Genomic DNA, 14,852 nt, shown 5'->3' with positions numbered 1-14,852 from the left:
CTGCTGTTACCAACAACCTCATATATCTTCACCGGCGGTGTGATCGCCAAGACGCGGATTGGAAGAGCAGCGTGGATCTTTACGAGTACCAAGCGAGAGACCTCTTTGAGGAATATGGTGTGCCGGTTCTGCCGGGCATCATCGCGGACACCCCCGCCGAAGTACGTGCAGCAGCCGAGAAGCTCGGTGGTGTTGTCGTGGTCAAGGCGCAGGTCAAGGTTGGCGGCCGCGGCAAGGCCGGCGGCGTCAAGGTAGCCAAGACTCCGGATGACGCTGAGGCCGCAGGCCAGGGCATTCTGGGCCTGGACATCAAGGGTCACACCGTTCACCGCGTCATGGTGGCGGGCGGCGCCCGCATCAAGCAGGAGTTCTACTTCTCCGTGCTGCTGGACCGGTCCAACCGCTCCTACCTGTCGCTCGCCAGCTACGAGGGTGGCGTAGAGATCGAAGTTCTCGCCGTCGAGAAGCCCGAAGCGCTCGCCTACACAGCAGTCGACCCGACCGTCGGCATCGATCTCGCCGTGGCGAAGCAGATCGCGATCGACGCCAAGTTCCCGGCCGAGCTCGTCGACAAGGTCGCCCCGGTCTTCGTCAAGCTGTACAACGTATTCAAGGGTGAAGACGCAACCCTGGTCGAGGTCAACCCGCTCGTGCTGACCGAAGAGGGCGACATCATCGCCCTCGACGGCAAGGTCACGATCGATGAGAACGCCGACTTCCGTCACCCCAAGCACGCCCTCCTCGAGGACGCCGCTGCGGCTGACCCGCTCGAAGCCAAGGCCAAGGCCGCCGGCCTCAACTACGTCAAGCTCGACGGTGAAGTCGGCATCATCGGTAACGGCGCAGGGCTCGTCATGAGCACCCTCGACGTCGTCGCCTACGCCGGTGAGAACTTCGGCAGCGTCAAGCCGGCCAACTTCCTCGACATCGGGGGCGGAGCATCCGCTGAGGTCATGGCCGCCGGCCTCGACGTCATCCTCGGCGACCCGCAGGTCAAGAGCGTGTTCGTCAACGTCTTCGGTGGCATCACCGCGTGTGACGCCGTCGCCAAGGGCATCGTCGGCGCGCTCGCCGAGCTCGGTGCCAGCGCCAACAAGCCGCTCGTGGTGCGCCTCGACGGCAACAACGTCGAGGAGGGTCGCCGCATCCTCGCCGAGGCGAACCACCCGCTCGTAACACTGGCCGCCACCATGGACGAGGGCGCCGCCAAGGCCGCCGAGCTCGCCCACGCAGCGAAGTAAGGGACAACCAAGCATGTCAATCTTCCTCAACAAAGACTCCAAGGTCATCGTTCAGGGCATCACCGGAGGTGAGGGCACCAAGCACACCGCCCTCATGCTCAAGGCCGGAACCCAGGTCGTCGGTGGCGTCAACGCGCGCAAGGCCGGCACTACCGTTGTGCACGGCAGCGTCGAGCTGCCCGTGTTCGGCACGGTCGCCGAGGCCGTCGCGAAGACCGGCGCCGACGTGTCGATCATCTTCGTACCGCCGGTGTTCACCAGGGACGCCGTCATCGAAGCGATCGATGCTGAGATTCCGCTGCTCGTCATCATCACCGAGGGTGTTCCCGTGCAGGACTCGGCCGAGTTCTGGGCCTACGCCATCGCCAAGGGCAACAAGACCCGCATCATCGGCCCGAACTGCCCCGGCATCATCACGCCCGGTGAAGCACTCGTCGGCATCACCCCGGCGAACATCACCGTCAAGGGCCCGGTCGGACTCGTCTCCAAGTCGGGCACGCTGACCTACCAGATGATGTACGAACTGCGCGACCTCGGCTTCTCCACCGCGATCGGCATCGGTGGCGACCCCATCATCGGCACCACGCACATCGACGCGCTCGAAGCCTTCGAGAACGACCCGGAGACCCTCGCCATCGTCATGATCGGCGAAATCGGCGGCGACGCTGAAGAGAAGGCCGCTGAATACATCAAGGCGCACGTCACGAAGCCGGTCATCGGCTACGTCGCCGGTTTCACCGCCCCCGAGGGTAAGACCATGGGCCACGCCGGCGCCATCGTCTCCGACGGAGCCGGAACCGCCCAGGGCAAGAAGGAGGCCCTCGAGGCCGCCGGAGTCAAGGTCGGCAAGACGCCGAGCGAGGCTGCAACCCTGCTGCGCGAGGCACTCGCCGCACTGTAATTTGTTTCACTGTAATTAGTTTCACAGTAATTCGCTCAAACGAGGGGCTCGCCGGACTATCGGCGGGCCCCTTTTGTGTGGGCGGGGCGCTGGCGGGCGTGCAGATCTGCGGAGATTTCGAGCGGATGCCCGGGCGCGCCGCGTGATCACGCGCATGTTCGCGCGCGCGCCGGCACACACGCGGGGAATCTCCGCAGTTACGAACGGAGGGTTGTGTGCCGCAAGTGGGCGCGGGCTGGCGGGCAATGTCGGCCCGGAGAGATAGGCTCGCAACGGATGAACCGCATAACGACCGCCCTGCTCGCCGCTCTCGAGGCACTACTTGTCGTCGCCATCGGCATCGGCATCGCCATGGTGCCCCTCACCGTGCTCTGGGCCGCCCACTTCGGCCTCTCGGTCGAATGGTTCGTCTTCTGGCGCGCTGCCGCCGATATCTGGCTGCTCGGCAATGGCGTCGACCTCACGGTGCAACTCGGCCCCGACGTGGCCGCGGCGCTCGGCCTGGCCGGCGCAGACACCCCCTTTCTGATCTCGGTAGTACCGCTCGGGTTCGCGATGCTGTCGGTGCTCATGGGCGTGCACACCGGTCGGCGCGCCGCAGAAACCCCGCACCGCTGGACCGGCGTTAGCGTTGCCGTTGGCACCTATGCCCTTCTCGCCACGCTCGTGACCGTGTCGGCCGTGTCGCAAACCGTCGCGCCCAACCAGCTGCAGGGTGTTCTGCTGCCGGCGCTCATCTATGCCGCCGGAGTTCTGGTGGGAGCGGAACTGGGGCGGCGCAAGACCGCGGGGGCCGTTGACGCTGTGGATCGGGTGAGCCTGCGCATCCGCTCGTGGTACCAGCGGATGCCGCAGACCAGTCGCACCATCATCGAGGCCGCTCTGCGCGGCGGAACAGCGGCCGCCGCCGGGGTGCTGATCGTGTCGGCCGTGGCCGTGGCCGCGCTCATCGCGGTCAACTACGCGACCATCATCGGGCTGTACGAGGCGGTGCAGGCCGGCGTGTTCGGCGGCGCCACCATCACTCTCGCCCAGCTCGCCCTCATTCCCAACCTGGTCATCTGGGCCGCCGCATGGTTCGTCGGTCCGGGCATCGCGCTCGGCGTGGGAACGAGCGTCTCGCCGATCGGAACCGTCGTCGGCACCCTGCCCGGCCTGCCCCTGTTCGGTGCGCTGCCGCAGGGCACCCCGGCCTACGGCTTCCTCGGACTGCTCGTTCCGGTGCTGATCGGTTTCATTGTGGCGGTCGTCACCCGACAGTATTTGGATCGCCCCGGTGTGCCCGAACGCACCACGCTTGAACACGTGCTCACCGGCCTCGGCATGGGAGTGGTCGCCGGCGCACTGCTCGGCGTGCTCGCCTGGTGGTCGGCCGGAGCCATGGGCCCCGGCCGTCTGGTCGAGGTCGGGCCCGATCCGTTGCTGGTCGGGGCTCTCGCCGCCGCCGAAATCGGTGTCGCTGCGGCCCTCGGCATGCTGGCAGGCCGGGTGCGACTCCCGTCGGGGCTCTCCGTCAAACGGTAAGCTCAGTGCGTGCTGTCTATTGTCGTGTTGATCTCCGGCGGAGGATCCAATCTGCGAGCCCTGCTGGAGGCGTCAGAAGACGCCGAGTTTCCGGCCCGAATAGTCGCGATCGGCGCCGACCGTGATGCCGACGGGCTCGAGCTCGGGGTGGAATTCGGCATCCCCGCCTTCTCTGTTCCCTTCGCGTCCTTTGCCGACCGCGCCGAGTGGGGCGACGAACTGCTCGCGCAGATTCAGCAGTGGCAGCCCGACCTGGTCGTACTCAGCGGCATGATGCGACTGCTGCCGCCACGCGTGGTCGCCGCACTGTCGCCGAACCTGATCAACACGCACCCGGCCTACCTTCCCGAGTTCCCCGGGGCACACGCCGTGCGGGACGCCCTCGCCGCCGGGGCTGTGCAGACCGGTGCGAGCATCATCGTGGTCGATAACGGTGTCGACGAGGGCCCCATCCTGGTGCAGGAACGCGTCGCCGTTCTGCCCGATGACACCGAAGCTTCCCTGCAGAATCGCATCAAGATCGTCGAACGCCGACTGCTCATCCAGGCCGTGCTCGACATCGCCAACGGACATATGAACCTCAAGGAGAATTCCAACGCATGAGTGGACACACCAACGCGCCCAGCTTGTACCGTGACCGGGACCAGATCCGCATCGAGCGCGCACTCATCTCCGTGAGCGACAAGACCGGCCTGCTCGAACTCGTCGCAGCGCTGAAAGCGGATAGCGTCGAAATCGTCTCCACCGGATCGACGGCGGCCACCATTCGCGCCGCCGGCTTCGACGTGACCGATGTCTCGACGGTCACCGGTTTTCCGGAGTCCCTCGACGGTCGTGTCAAGACCCTGCACCCCGGCGTGCACGCCGGCATCCTCGCCGACCTGCGCCTGGAAGCCCACGAAGCGCAGCTGAGCGAGCTTGGCATCAAGGCCTTCCAGCTCGTCGTGGTCAACCTGTATCCCTTCGTCGAGACGGTCGAGAGCGGCGCCGAGCCGGCCGACGTGATCGAGCAGATCGACATCGGCGGCCCGGCGCTGGTGCGGGCATCCGCTAAAAACCACGCCAACGTGGCCATCGTCGTCGACCCGGCCAACTACGGCGAGATCATCGAAGCCGTCACCGCCGGCGGATCGACCCTCACACTGCGCCAGAAGCTCGCCTCGCTCGCGTTCGAGCACACCGCCGACTACGACCTGAGCGTGTCGGCCTGGTTCACCGAAAACGTCTACGACCAGTGGCAGGACGACACCGAGGCCCTCGGCGAGGCCGACGTGCTGGAACACGAAGACGACGAGGAAGACGACGAGTCGCCGTTCCCGGAGGGCTTGGGCATCGAGGTCACCCGCGAGGCCATTCTGCGCTACGGCGAGAACTCGCACCAGGCTGCAGCGCTCTACGTGGGTGAGGGCGGCCGCGGCATCGCCCAGGCCCGGCAGCTGCACGGCAAGGACATGTCGTACAACAACTACGTCGACGCGGATGCCGCGGTGCGCGCCGCCTTCGACTTCAGCGAACCGGCCGTCGCCATCGTGAAGCACGCCAACCCCTGCGGCATCGCCATCGCCAAGCCCAACGCACCGGATGCCATTGCCTCGGCGCACCTGCGCGCCCACGCCTGCGACCCGATCTCGGCGTTCGGCGGCGTGATCGCCGCGAACCGCGTTGTCACGTTCAACATGGCCCAAACCATCAGTGAGATCTTCACCGAGGTGCTCGTGGCCCCCGGCTTCGAGCCGGCCGCGGTGGAACTGCTTACCAAGAAGAAGAACATTCGCCTGCTCGAGCTGCCCGCCGATTACGAACGGTCCTCGCTCGAACTACACCAGATCTCCGGCGGCCTGCTCGTGCAGGAGACCGACAGCTTCGAAGACTTCAGCTCGGCCGGCTGGACGCTCGTGGCCGGCCCCGAAGTGGATGCCGCCACTCGCGCCGACCTCGAATTCGCGTGGAAGTCGTGCCGTTCCGTGAAGTCGAACGCTATTCTGCTCGCGCACGCCGGAGCATCTGTTGGGGTGGGCATGGGCCAGGTCAACCGGGTCGACTCCTGCCACCTCGCCGTGAGCCGCGCCGGCGAACGGGCCGAGGGTTCGGTCGCCGCGTCCGACGCGTTCTTCCCCTTCGCCGACGGCCTCGAGGTGCTGCTCGAAGCCGGAATCGCCGCTGTCGTACAGCCCGGCGGTTCGGTGCGCGACCCCGAGGTCATCGCCGCGGCGACCGCGGCCGGTGTGTCGATGTACTTCACCGGAGAGCGCCACTTCTTCCACTAGTCCGATCGCGAAAAGCACCGTCGATATTCAATCGAGGGTGCTTTTGCGCACCCGGTTTGGTTATCCTGTTCGAGGCGGTGCCACACACCGGCGTCGCCGCATCCGGCCCACAAGGCCCGAAACAACGGAGTTTCCATGACCCTCACGCACCCCACCGTCGCTGTCGATTCTCTCGCCCAGACGACGCCGTCCCATGAGAAAGTACTGATCGTCACCGGAGAACGCTCGGGACTCATGATCACGGTGGCCGTTCACTCCACCCGCCTCGGCCAGGCACTCGGCGGCGCCCGCCTCTGGCAATACGCGAACTGGACCGACGCTGTCGCCGACGCGCTGCGCCTCTCCGCCGCCATGACCCTCAAGAACGCGGCTGCGGGGCTTCGCCGCGGCGGCGGTAAGTCGGTAATCTACCTGCCGCTTGGCACCGTGCTGACCGATGCGCTGAAGCGTCTGGCGATGCTCGACCTCGGCGACGCGATCGAAAGCCTGGGCGGCGCCTACATGACCGCCGAAGACGTCGGCACGAGCGCCGAACTCATGGCCATCGTCGCCGAACGCACCAGTCACGTCTGCGGACTGCCCGCCGCAACCGGCGGCGTCGGCGAACCGGCGGAGGCGACCGCGGCCGGCGTGTACGCGAGCATCGAATCCACCCTGGAGGCCCTGTTCGGCAGCCGCGACGTGCGTGGGCGTCACCTGGTCATCTCGGGCCTCGGCCAGGTCGGCGGACGCCTCTCGACCGCTCTCGCCGCCGCCGGCGCCACCCTCACCGTCACCGACATCAACCCGGACAAGCGCGCGCTGGCCGACGCGCTCGGCGCAAGCTGGGTATCGGTTGCCGACGCGCACCGGGTGCACGCCGATCTGTTCGTGCCGTGCGGCCTCGGCGGGGTGCTGACGAAAGAGGTAATTGCGGAGCTCAACGTGCTCGGCGTCTGCGGCGCCGCCAACAACCAGCTCGCTTCGCCTGCCGGAGCGACGCTGCTGGACGCGCGGGGCATCCTCTGGGCGCCGGATTTCGTCGTCAACGCCGGCGGTGTTGTCTATCTCGACCTGGCGAGCGAGCCGAACGCCGACCTCGGCCAGATCTCGGCGCGCGTGGCTGCCATCGGTTCCGTGCTCAGCCAGATCTTCGCGGATGCCCGCGCGAACGAGATCACGACCCTCGCGGCCGCCGAGCGACTCGCGGCGGCCCGCCTGAACGCCGCCCGATAGCCCGTTCCGGGCCTCTTCGGGTCATGGGCGCGCCCCTTCTGGGTGGCCGCTACGCCGGTTACTGTAGCGGCCACCCAAATGGGGCGCGGTCACGGGCGGGGCGAGGTCTATTCGCGCAGGTCGGCCGGGATGGTGGGCTGAACGCGGGCTGCCGCGCGGCGCTCTTTGAGAGTCGTGCTCGCGGCCTTGGTCAGCTCCGTGAGAATCGGAATTCCGGAGAGCAGGATGATGCCGATGATGAAGAATTCGGAGTACTTCTCGACGAATGCGATTTGGCCGAGGAAGAATCCGACCAGGGTGAGGCCGACGCCCCAGGCGAAGGCACCGATCGCGTTGAAGGTCACGAAGTTGCGATAGCGCATCTTGCCGACGCCGGCGGCGACCGGCACGAAAGCGCGAAAAATGGGCAGGAACCGGGCCAGGATGATGGACTTGCCGCCGTGCTTGGCGAAGAAGGCGTTGGTGCGTTCAACGTTCTTCGGGTTGAAGAACCGGTTCTTCTCCCGGGAGAACACGGCCGGGCCGGCTTTTCGACCGATCACGTAGGCGAGCTGATCGCCGGCGAAGGCGGCGATGAACACGACCAGGCAGGTCACCCAGATCGGCAGCGGAACGACGCCGGTCGCGGTGAGCAGACCCACCGTGAACAACAGCGAATCGCCGGGCAGGAACGACAGCACGATGAACCCGGTCTCGATAAACACGACCGCGGCGACGCCCAGCAGCACAAACGATCCAAACGAGTGGATCAGCCACTCAGAGTCGAGAAAATCGATTCCGAACAGGGTGGGCAGCATGACGAATCCTTCCAACAGAGCGAGAGCGCGCGGCATGGCGATGCCGACAGAGGCGCAGAACCCAGACTACGGGACGTAATGCTGGGAAGGGCCGGGACCCGGAGTGGTTCGGCACGCGATGCCGTCGCGAGCGGGGGCACCCGGCGCAGAAAATACTTGTGTTCTGCCCCCGTTTCGCCATAGTCTGAAAGGCTGCCTGATCCGGGGGGCAATTGATACATATTCTTGAGGCGCCCAGGAGGCAGACATGACAAAGACAGCACCGATCACACTCGCACCCCTTGCGAACGACGGAGCACACTTTGGCGCGTTTGCCCCGGTGTCAGTTAGCCAGACTCGCGTCGCCTAGCCTCGTCGTTCCCCGCACGGCGGCTCGCGCACACCGATCCGCCAGCGCGACCACGGGGTGGGTCTAACTCGCCACCTGTAAAAACGTGGCCCCGGCACGCACTCTTGGGCTGATCGTCCCCGGTATTCGGATCATCAGCCGCACACTTGGTCGCCCGCGTTCTTGGCGACCACAGACATCCGCTGCACCACTAGAACCGCGGGCGCAGCCGCAGCACCATCAGGACTGGAACAATGACCCCCACCGCCCCACCGGCCGCGACGCCTCCCCCCGACAGCACGACGGCACGCCGCACGACCTTCCGCAGCCTGCAACGGCTCTATCCCTACGCCAAACCGGCCCTGCCGCGCCTGTACCTCGGCATGGTCGCCGCGCTGCTCGCCGGCCTCGTGGCGCTGGCCATCCCGCAGGTGCTGGCCTGGCTCGTCGACGGACCGCTCAGCGGCGTGGGCGGCGGCGACAGCGCCGCCCAGATCTGGCCGGCCGTGTGGATCGTGCTCACCCTCGGCGTCGTTGAGGCGATCATGATCGCCCTGCGCCGCTGGTTCGTGCTCACCCCCGGCACCCACATCGAGGCGCGCATGCGCAACCACCTCTACGCCCGGTTGCAGGACCTGCCGGTGAGTTTTCATGACCGCTGGCCGAGCGGCCAGCTGCTCTCCCGCGCCGTGAGCGACCTCAACCTCATTCGCCGCTGGGTGTCGTTCGGCCTCGTGCTGCTCGTCGTCAACTTTCTCACCATCGTCGTGGGTGTCGTCATTCTGCTCTGGATGCACTGGCTGCTCGGCGTGATCTTCGTGGTCTGCTCGATTCCCATCTGGATCTACGGCTACGTCTTCGAGGAGAAGTACTCGGTGATCGCCCGGCGCAGCCAGGACCAGGCCGGCGACCTCGCGACCGCGGTCGAGGAGTCCGTGCACGGGATCCGCGTGCTCAAGGCCTTCGGTCGCGGCTCGTTCGCGCTGAAGAACTTCGCCTCGCAGGCGGAGAGCCTGCGCGGCACCGAGATCGAGAAGGCGCGGGCCATCGCCGGAATCTGGCTGTGGCTGCTGCTCGTTCCCGACGTTGCCTTCGCGCTCTGCCTCGTCACCGGCGTCTGGCTCACCAGTCAGGGCGACCTGAGCGTCGGCGAGCTGCTGGCGTTCTTCGCGACGGCGACCGTGCTGCGGTTTCCGGTGGAGTCGATCGGGTTTCTGCTGTCGATGACCTTCGACGCGCGCACCGCAACCGACCGATTCTTCGACATTCTCGACACCCCGAACGAGATCACCGACCCCGCCCACCCGGCCACGCTGACCGCGCCGCTCGGCCGGCTCGCGTTCGACAACGTGCACTTTCGCTACCCGGACTCGCCCGAGCGTTTTCCCGACCTGCTCGACGGCATCGACCTCGTGCTCGAACCCGGCGAGACCATGGCGCTCGTCGGCCTCACCGGCTCGGGTAAGTCCACCCTGACGGCCCTGACCACCCGTCTCTATGACGTGACGGCCGGCGCGGTGACCCTCGACGGTGTCGATGTGCGGGCGCTCAATCGTGAGGAGCTGCGCCGCCACCTGGCGATGGCGTTCGAGGATGCAACGCTGTTCTCGGCATCCGTTCGCGACAACGTTCTGCTCGGTCGCGCCGATCTGGCCGAAGCCAGCCCCGAAGCGGATGCCGCGCTCGCGCAGGCCCTGCAGATCGCGCAGGCCGGCTTCGTGCACGACCTGCCGCTCGGCGTCGATACCCTCGTCGGAGAGGAGGGGATGAGTCTGTCCGGCGGTCAGCGGCAGCGTCTCGCGCTGGCCCGAGCGGTCGCCGCGCGGCCATCCGTTCTCATTTTGGATGACCCGCTGTCGGCGCTCGACGTGAACACCGAATCGCTCGTGGAGAACGCGCTGCGCGAGGTGCTCGTGCACACCACGGCGCTCATCGTGGCGCACCGCCCGTCAACGGTCATGCTCGCCGACCGGGTGGCGCTGCTCGAAAATGGGCGCATCACCGCCGTCGGCACGCACTCCGAGCTGCTGCGCACCAGCCCGCACTACACCTTCGTCATCTCCAGCCTGGAAGACGAAGAACGCCGAGAGTCAATCCGAACAGAGGAAGCACTGTGAGCGTCACCGGTGTCGAGGGCGAAGAACGCCACGATTTCACCCAGGCCGAAAGCAAGCAGATTCGGGCGCGCTCGTTGCGGCTGCTCGGCTCGCTGCTGCTGCCGGTGCGCGGCAAGGTCGTGCTCGCCATGCTCGTGGTCGTCGTCTCGACCGCCGCGCAGGTGGCCGGCCCGGCGCTCATCGCCTTCGGCATCGACCGCGGCCTGCCCGCCCTGCTCGAACAAGACTGGATGCCGCTCGCCGCGACCGGCGTGATCTACCTCGTCGCCGGGGTGTCGGGTGCGCTGCTGATCGCCTGGTATACCGTGCTGAGCGCCCGGGTGAGCCAAACCGTGCTGATCGACCTACGCAAGCGGGTGTTCCTGCACACGCAGAAGCTCAGCCTGGAATTTCACGAGTCGTACACCTCGGGCCGCATCATCTCCCGCCAGACCAGTGACCTCGACGCCATTCGGGAACTGCTCGACTCGGGTATCAACCAGCTCGTGCAGGGCATTCTCTACATGTCGTTCACCGCTTTGGCCCTCGTGCTGCTCGACGGCACCAGCGGACTCGTGCTGCTCGGCGCCCTGCTGCCGCTCTTCATTCTCACCCGCTGGTTCCAGGTGCGGTCGCAAAGCCTGTTCCGGCAGTCGCGGGTCGCATCGGCGAGCCTCATCGTGCGCTTCGTCGAGACCATGACCGGTATTCGCGCCGTCAAGGCGTTTCGCACCGAGAAGCACAACGAGAGCGTGTTCGGCGCGCTCGTGGAAAGCTACCGTCGGGTCAACGCCCGCGTGATCCAGCTGTTCGGGGTGTTCGACCCCGGACTGGTGCTGATCGGCAACGTCACGGTCGCCGTCGTGCTGCTGGTCGGCGGTTTTCGGGTGGCCGACGGTCAGCTCGCCATCGGCGCGCTGCTCGCAACGCTGCTCTACACCCGCCGATTCTTCGATCCGATGGAGGAGATGGCGATGTTCTACAACTCCTACCAGTCGGCCGCTGCGGCTCTTGAGAAGATCTCGGGCGTGCTCCAGGAACGCCCGGGCGTGCCCGATCCGGTCGCCCCGGTCGACCTCTGGGAAGCGCGCGGGCGGGTGCGCTTCGACAATGTGCAGTTCGCCTATCAGGCCGATCGGGAGATTCTGCCGCACGTCGACCTCGACATTCCGGCCGGGCAGACCATTGCCCTGGTCGGGTCGACCGGAGCCGGCAAGTCCACCCTCGCCAAGCTCATGAGCCGGTTCTACGACCCGACGGACGGCCGGGTGCGGCTCGACGAGGTGGATCTGCGCGACCTGCACCCCAAGGACCTGCGCCGGGCGATCGTCATGGTCACCCAGGAGGCCTACCTGTTCAGCGGCTCGGTCGCCGAGAACATCGCGATCGGCAAACCGGATGCCTCGGCGCACGAGATCCGCGCCGCCGCGGCCGCCGTCGGTGCCCACGACTTCATCGAGAGCCTGCCCAACGGGTACGACACCGATGTGAACAAGCGGGGCGGGCGGGTGTCGGCGGGGCAACGGCAGCTGATCTCGTTTGCGCGCGCTTTTCTCGCCAACCCGGCCGTGCTCATCCTCGATGAGGCTACGTCGTCGCTGGATATTCCGAGCGAACGGCTCGTGCAGGAGGCGCTGCAGACGCTGCTCGCCGACCGCACGGCCGTGATCATCGCGCACCGCCTGTCGACCGTCGCGATTGCCGACCGCGTGCTCGTGATGGAACACGGCCGCATCGTGGAGGACGGCACCCCGAATGAGCTCATCTCCGGAACGGGCCGTTTCGCGACCATGCACGCCGCCTGGCGCGAGTCACTCGTCTAGGTCTGGGGCTGGGTCTGGGTCTGGGTCTGGCGGGCGGCGCTGGGGTTTTGCCGCAGCGCGGGACCTGCGCCGGTGCGCGCGAACTCCGGCAGCGGGCATCCGCTTGACTGTGTGGGTCGGCGCGGGAGTCGAGCCGGTGCGCGGGACCTGGGATGTGGCCAGACCTCCCGCGCCACGCGACACGCTGGACCTGCGCCAATGCAAGCGAGTTGCGACTCCCGCGCAGTGGCGCACGTCCCGCGGCACTGTGAAACGACTTAGGGGACAGGGCCAAGGGGCTCGGATGGGCCGGGGGTGACCGGGATCGGGGTGGGCTCTTTGAGCTCCACGAAGATGGTGTGGGTTGCGGTGTCGCCGATGTTCGCCCCGGAATGGTCCTGAGCGGGGAGCCACCGTGCGACGCCCTCCGGCAGGTCGACGTCGACGGATCGGCCGCCGGTGGACAGGCGCCGCTGGAAGGCGGTCAGGGTGAACATGACGCTGTCGGGGTGCCGATGCGGTGTGGTCTCGTCGCCGGGTTGATCGAGGTATTCGAGCACCCGCACTCGCTCGTTCTCGAAGATCACCCGGTAGAACTGCGGGTTGGTGACGACCGGATCGCTCTGCATGCCAGCACGGTAGCACCGGGGCGGTGGCCTGCACAGGCAGCGGCAGTTCGCTCTGCACGCTGGCCTCCGGCGGTATGCGCTGGCCGCTGCGCTGGGCACGGACGTGTTGTGCTCGAGCTGCAGCACGAGTTGGTCGTGCCGCCGAAGCATTTTCTCTGGCTGGAGGCAACAGCGGCCGGGAGGCCGGGGGCGATTCGGGCGGCACGACCTCGGCAGGTCGGTGGGAGGCCGGGTGGCCGACGCATCCGCTGGGCAGCCCCGCGACTTATCGGGTCTTTGGTCACTAGTGCGATCGGGGGAGGTGCGGGATGCTGGAGGCGCGCGTGTGGTCCTTCCACATGCACCGCACCAGAAAGGCTGCCAGACGATGAGCAGTATCACGCCACCCAACCCGACTTCCCCCCACCCGACTCCCCCCAACCAAACCCCGCCCGGTCAAACCCCGCGCTCACGCTCGGGAGCGCGACCCGGAGCGATCATCATGCTCGTGCTGGGCACGGTGCTGGGCCTGGTCGGCGCCGGCATGCTCACGGGCGGAACGGCGCTCGCCGTTGTGACGGCCTCCCAGCAGGACGACGGCTACTTCACCTCGCCGGCGGAGACCTTCGCTGTCGATTCCTATGCGATCACCACGCCGAAGCTCGATGTCGGAATGGACTTCGGCGTGCCGACCGGGGTCGGATTCGACCTCGCCACCGTGCGCCTGCAGGCAACCGCGGTCGACTCCGATCGGGACGTGTTCATCGGCATCGCACCGCGCGCCGACGTCGACGCGTATCTCGCTGACGTGAACCACAGCGAACTGCGCGAGGTGGAGAGTCGGCCGTTTCGGGACGACTACCTGAACGTTCCCGGAACTCAAACGCCGGGCGCTCCCACCGACGAGAGTTTTTGGACCGAATCTGCCTCGGGCGCCGGCACGCAGGAGATCATCTGGAAGCCCGCTGCGGGAAACTGGTCTGTTGTCGTCATGAACGCCGACGCGAGCGAAGGAGTCGCGGTGAACCTTGCCGCCGGTGTGCACACCGACCTGCTCGGTCCGATCGCGGTGGGACTTCTCGTGGGTGGCGGCATCCTCTTTCTGATCGGTGTCTTACTGGTCGTCGCCGGAGCCATCGGCCTCGGCCGTAACCTCGCCCCGGCGCCGCGCACGCCCGGTATTGCGGTCGCGTCACCGCAGCCGCCGGCCTTTGGCCGAGTGGATGCGACCGGCCCGGTCACCCCGCCGCTGGCGGCGGCGGTAGCGCCGGCATCCGTTGGGGCGGATGCGTCATTGAAACCGATCTCGCCGGCAACGCTGACCGGTCATCTCGACCCCGTGCTCTCGCGCGGCCTGTGGCTGATCAAGTGGCTGCTGGCCGTTCCGCACTTCGTGCTGCTGGCCTGCCTGTGGTTCGCGTTCCTGGTCACCACGATCGTGGCGGCGTTTGCCATCTTATTCACCGGTCGCTACCCGCGCTCGATCTTTCACTTCAATGTGGGAGTGCTTCGCTGGAGCTGGCGGGTGTCCTTCTACGCCTATTCCGCTCTCGGCACCGACCGCTACCCGCCGTTCACGCTCGCGCGCACCGACTACCCGGCGGACTTCGACGTCGAGTATCCCGAGCGGCTGTCGCGCGGGCTCGTGCTCGTGAAGAGCTGGCTGCTCGCCATCCCGCACCTCGTGCTGCTCACGGTGCTCGTCGGCGGCATGTCGACCTGGACCGACCCGTGGCGCGGCGATGACGGAGCCGGCATCGGTGGAACCGACGGGGTCTCGCTGCTGGGACTGCTCGTCGTGGTCGCCGGGGTCATTCTGCTGTTCACCGGCCGGTATCAGCGGCCGCTGTTCAATTTCATCATGGGCGTCAACCGCTGGGTCTTTCGTGTCATCACCTACACGGCGTTGCTGCGCGACGACTACCCGCCGTTCCGGCTGGACCAGGGCCCGACCGAACCGGCTCCTGAATCGGTTGGAGCGCCCCAGGGCTGACCCGCCGAGGCCGGTCGAAACGCTGCGTCGGTGCCGGGCCCTTTTGGCCCGGCGCCGTCAAGCGGGCGGCGGCGTAGTCA

General features: G+C 67.0%; 11 protein-coding genes. 9 read left to right on the top strand and 2 right to left on the bottom strand.

Annotated features, from left to right (window positions below; translation table 11 throughout):
* Nucleotides 1-71 precede the first annotated feature (71 nt).
* The 6 genes from sucC (at nt 72) to E3O25_RS09780 (ending at nt 7,148) form a co-directional block, all read left to right on the top strand.
* Nucleotides 72-1,241 carry an ADP-forming succinate--CoA ligase subunit beta gene (sucC, locus tag E3O25_RS09805; RefSeq protein WP_092107371.1) on the top strand — a complete coding sequence of 390 codons (1,170 nt, stop codon included), beginning with the start codon at nt 72-74 and terminating at the stop codon, nt 1,239-1,241.
* 13 nt (nt 1,242-1,254) lie between these two features.
* Entirely contained in the window at nt 1,255-2,142 is an 888-nt protein-coding gene (gene sucD, locus E3O25_RS09800) for a succinate--CoA ligase subunit alpha (RefSeq protein ID WP_134361054.1), read from the top strand.
* Between the two features lie 276 nt (nt 2,143-2,418).
* Nucleotides 2,419-3,666, top strand: coding sequence for a DUF6350 family protein (locus tag E3O25_RS09795; RefSeq protein ID WP_134361053.1), 1,248 nt, complete (start codon nt 2,419-2,421; stop codon nt 3,664-3,666).
* 9 nt (nt 3,667-3,675) lie between these two features.
* Nucleotides 3,676-4,269, top strand: a complete 594-nt coding sequence (gene purN, locus E3O25_RS09790; protein WP_134361052.1) for a phosphoribosylglycinamide formyltransferase — start codon at nt 3,676-3,678, stop codon at nt 4,267-4,269.
* Entirely contained in the window at nt 4,266-5,933 is a 1,668-nt protein-coding gene (gene purH / locus E3O25_RS09785; protein ID WP_092107379.1) for a bifunctional phosphoribosylaminoimidazolecarboxamide formyltransferase/IMP cyclohydrolase, read from the top strand. The genes purN and purH overlap by 4 nt, the downstream gene beginning before the upstream one ends.
* Before the next feature lie 135 nt (nt 5,934-6,068).
* Nucleotides 6,069-7,148 carry a Glu/Leu/Phe/Val dehydrogenase dimerization domain-containing protein gene (locus tag E3O25_RS09780; RefSeq protein WP_134361051.1) on the top strand — a complete coding sequence of 360 codons (1,080 nt, stop codon included), beginning with the start codon at nt 6,069-6,071 and terminating at the stop codon, nt 7,146-7,148.
* Between the two features lie 107 nt (nt 7,149-7,255).
* On the opposite strand, the gene E3O25_RS09775 is transcribed toward E3O25_RS09780, so the two are convergent.
* Nucleotides 7,256-7,981, bottom strand: a complete 726-nt coding sequence (locus tag E3O25_RS09775; RefSeq protein ID WP_092107383.1) for a DedA family protein — start codon at nt 7,979-7,981, stop codon at nt 7,256-7,258.
* A gap of 546 nt (nt 7,982-8,527) precedes the next feature.
* Between E3O25_RS09775 and E3O25_RS09770 the strand changes: the two genes are divergently transcribed.
* Nucleotides 8,528-10,390, top strand: a complete 1,863-nt coding sequence (locus E3O25_RS09770) for an ABC transporter ATP-binding protein (protein ID WP_092107385.1) — start codon at nt 8,528-8,530, stop codon at nt 10,388-10,390.
* On the top strand, nt 10,387-12,192 hold the full coding sequence (locus tag E3O25_RS09765; protein WP_134361050.1) for an ABC transporter ATP-binding protein: 1,806 nt from the start codon (nt 10,387-10,389) through the stop codon (nt 12,190-12,192). Before E3O25_RS09770 ends, E3O25_RS09765 begins: the two co-directional genes overlap by 4 nt.
* 257 nt (nt 12,193-12,449) lie before the next feature.
* Here the strand turns inward: E3O25_RS09765 and E3O25_RS09760 are convergent, their stop codons facing one another.
* Nucleotides 12,450-12,800, bottom strand: coding sequence for a cupin domain-containing protein (locus tag E3O25_RS09760; RefSeq protein WP_134361049.1), 351 nt, complete (start codon nt 12,798-12,800; stop codon nt 12,450-12,452).
* A 367-nt stretch (nt 12,801-13,167) separates the two neighbouring features.
* Here E3O25_RS09760 and E3O25_RS09755 point away from each other — a divergent pair, with 367 nt between their 5' ends.
* Nucleotides 13,168-14,772 carry a DUF4389 domain-containing protein gene (locus E3O25_RS09755; protein WP_198410975.1) on the top strand — a complete coding sequence of 535 codons (1,605 nt, stop codon included), beginning with the start codon at nt 13,168-13,170 and terminating at the stop codon, nt 14,770-14,772.
* The last annotated feature ends 80 nt before the right edge of the window (nt 14,773-14,852 follow it).

Origin of the sequence: Cryobacterium sp. TMT1-3 (assembly GCF_004402315.1) — a bacterium.
Lineage (GTDB): Bacteria > Actinomycetota > Actinomycetes > Actinomycetales > Microbacteriaceae > Cryobacterium > Cryobacterium luteum.
This window is presented reverse-complemented; position numbering and strand designations above follow the sequence as displayed.

Bases quoted from the DNA above. Each gene is read 5' to 3' on its own strand.
- sucD (WP_134361054.1), top strand. From the start codon at position 1,255: ATGTCAATCTTCCTCAACAAAGACTCCAAGGTCATCGTTCAGGGCATC.
- E3O25_RS09795 (WP_134361053.1), top strand. From the start codon at position 2,419: ATGAACCGCATAACGACCGCCCTGCTCGCCGCTCTCGAGGCACTACTT.
- purH (WP_092107379.1), top strand. From the start codon at position 4,266: ATGAGTGGACACACCAACGCGCCCAGCTTGTACCGTGACCGGGACCAG.
- E3O25_RS09780 (WP_134361051.1), top strand. From the start codon at position 6,069: ATGACCCTCACGCACCCCACCGTCGCTGTCGATTCTCTCGCCCAGACG.
- E3O25_RS09775 (WP_092107383.1), bottom strand. From the start codon at position 7,981: ATGCCGCGCGCTCTCGCTCTGTTGGAAGGATTCGTCATGCTGCCCACC.
- E3O25_RS09770 (WP_092107385.1), top strand. From the start codon at position 8,528: ATGACCCCCACCGCCCCACCGGCCGCGACGCCTCCCCCCGACAGCACG.
- E3O25_RS09760 (WP_134361049.1), bottom strand. From the start codon at position 12,800: ATGCAGAGCGATCCGGTCGTCACCAACCCGCAGTTCTACCGGGTGATC.
- E3O25_RS09755 (WP_198410975.1), top strand. From the start codon at position 13,168: ATGAGCAGTATCACGCCACCCAACCCGACTTCCCCCCACCCGACTCCC.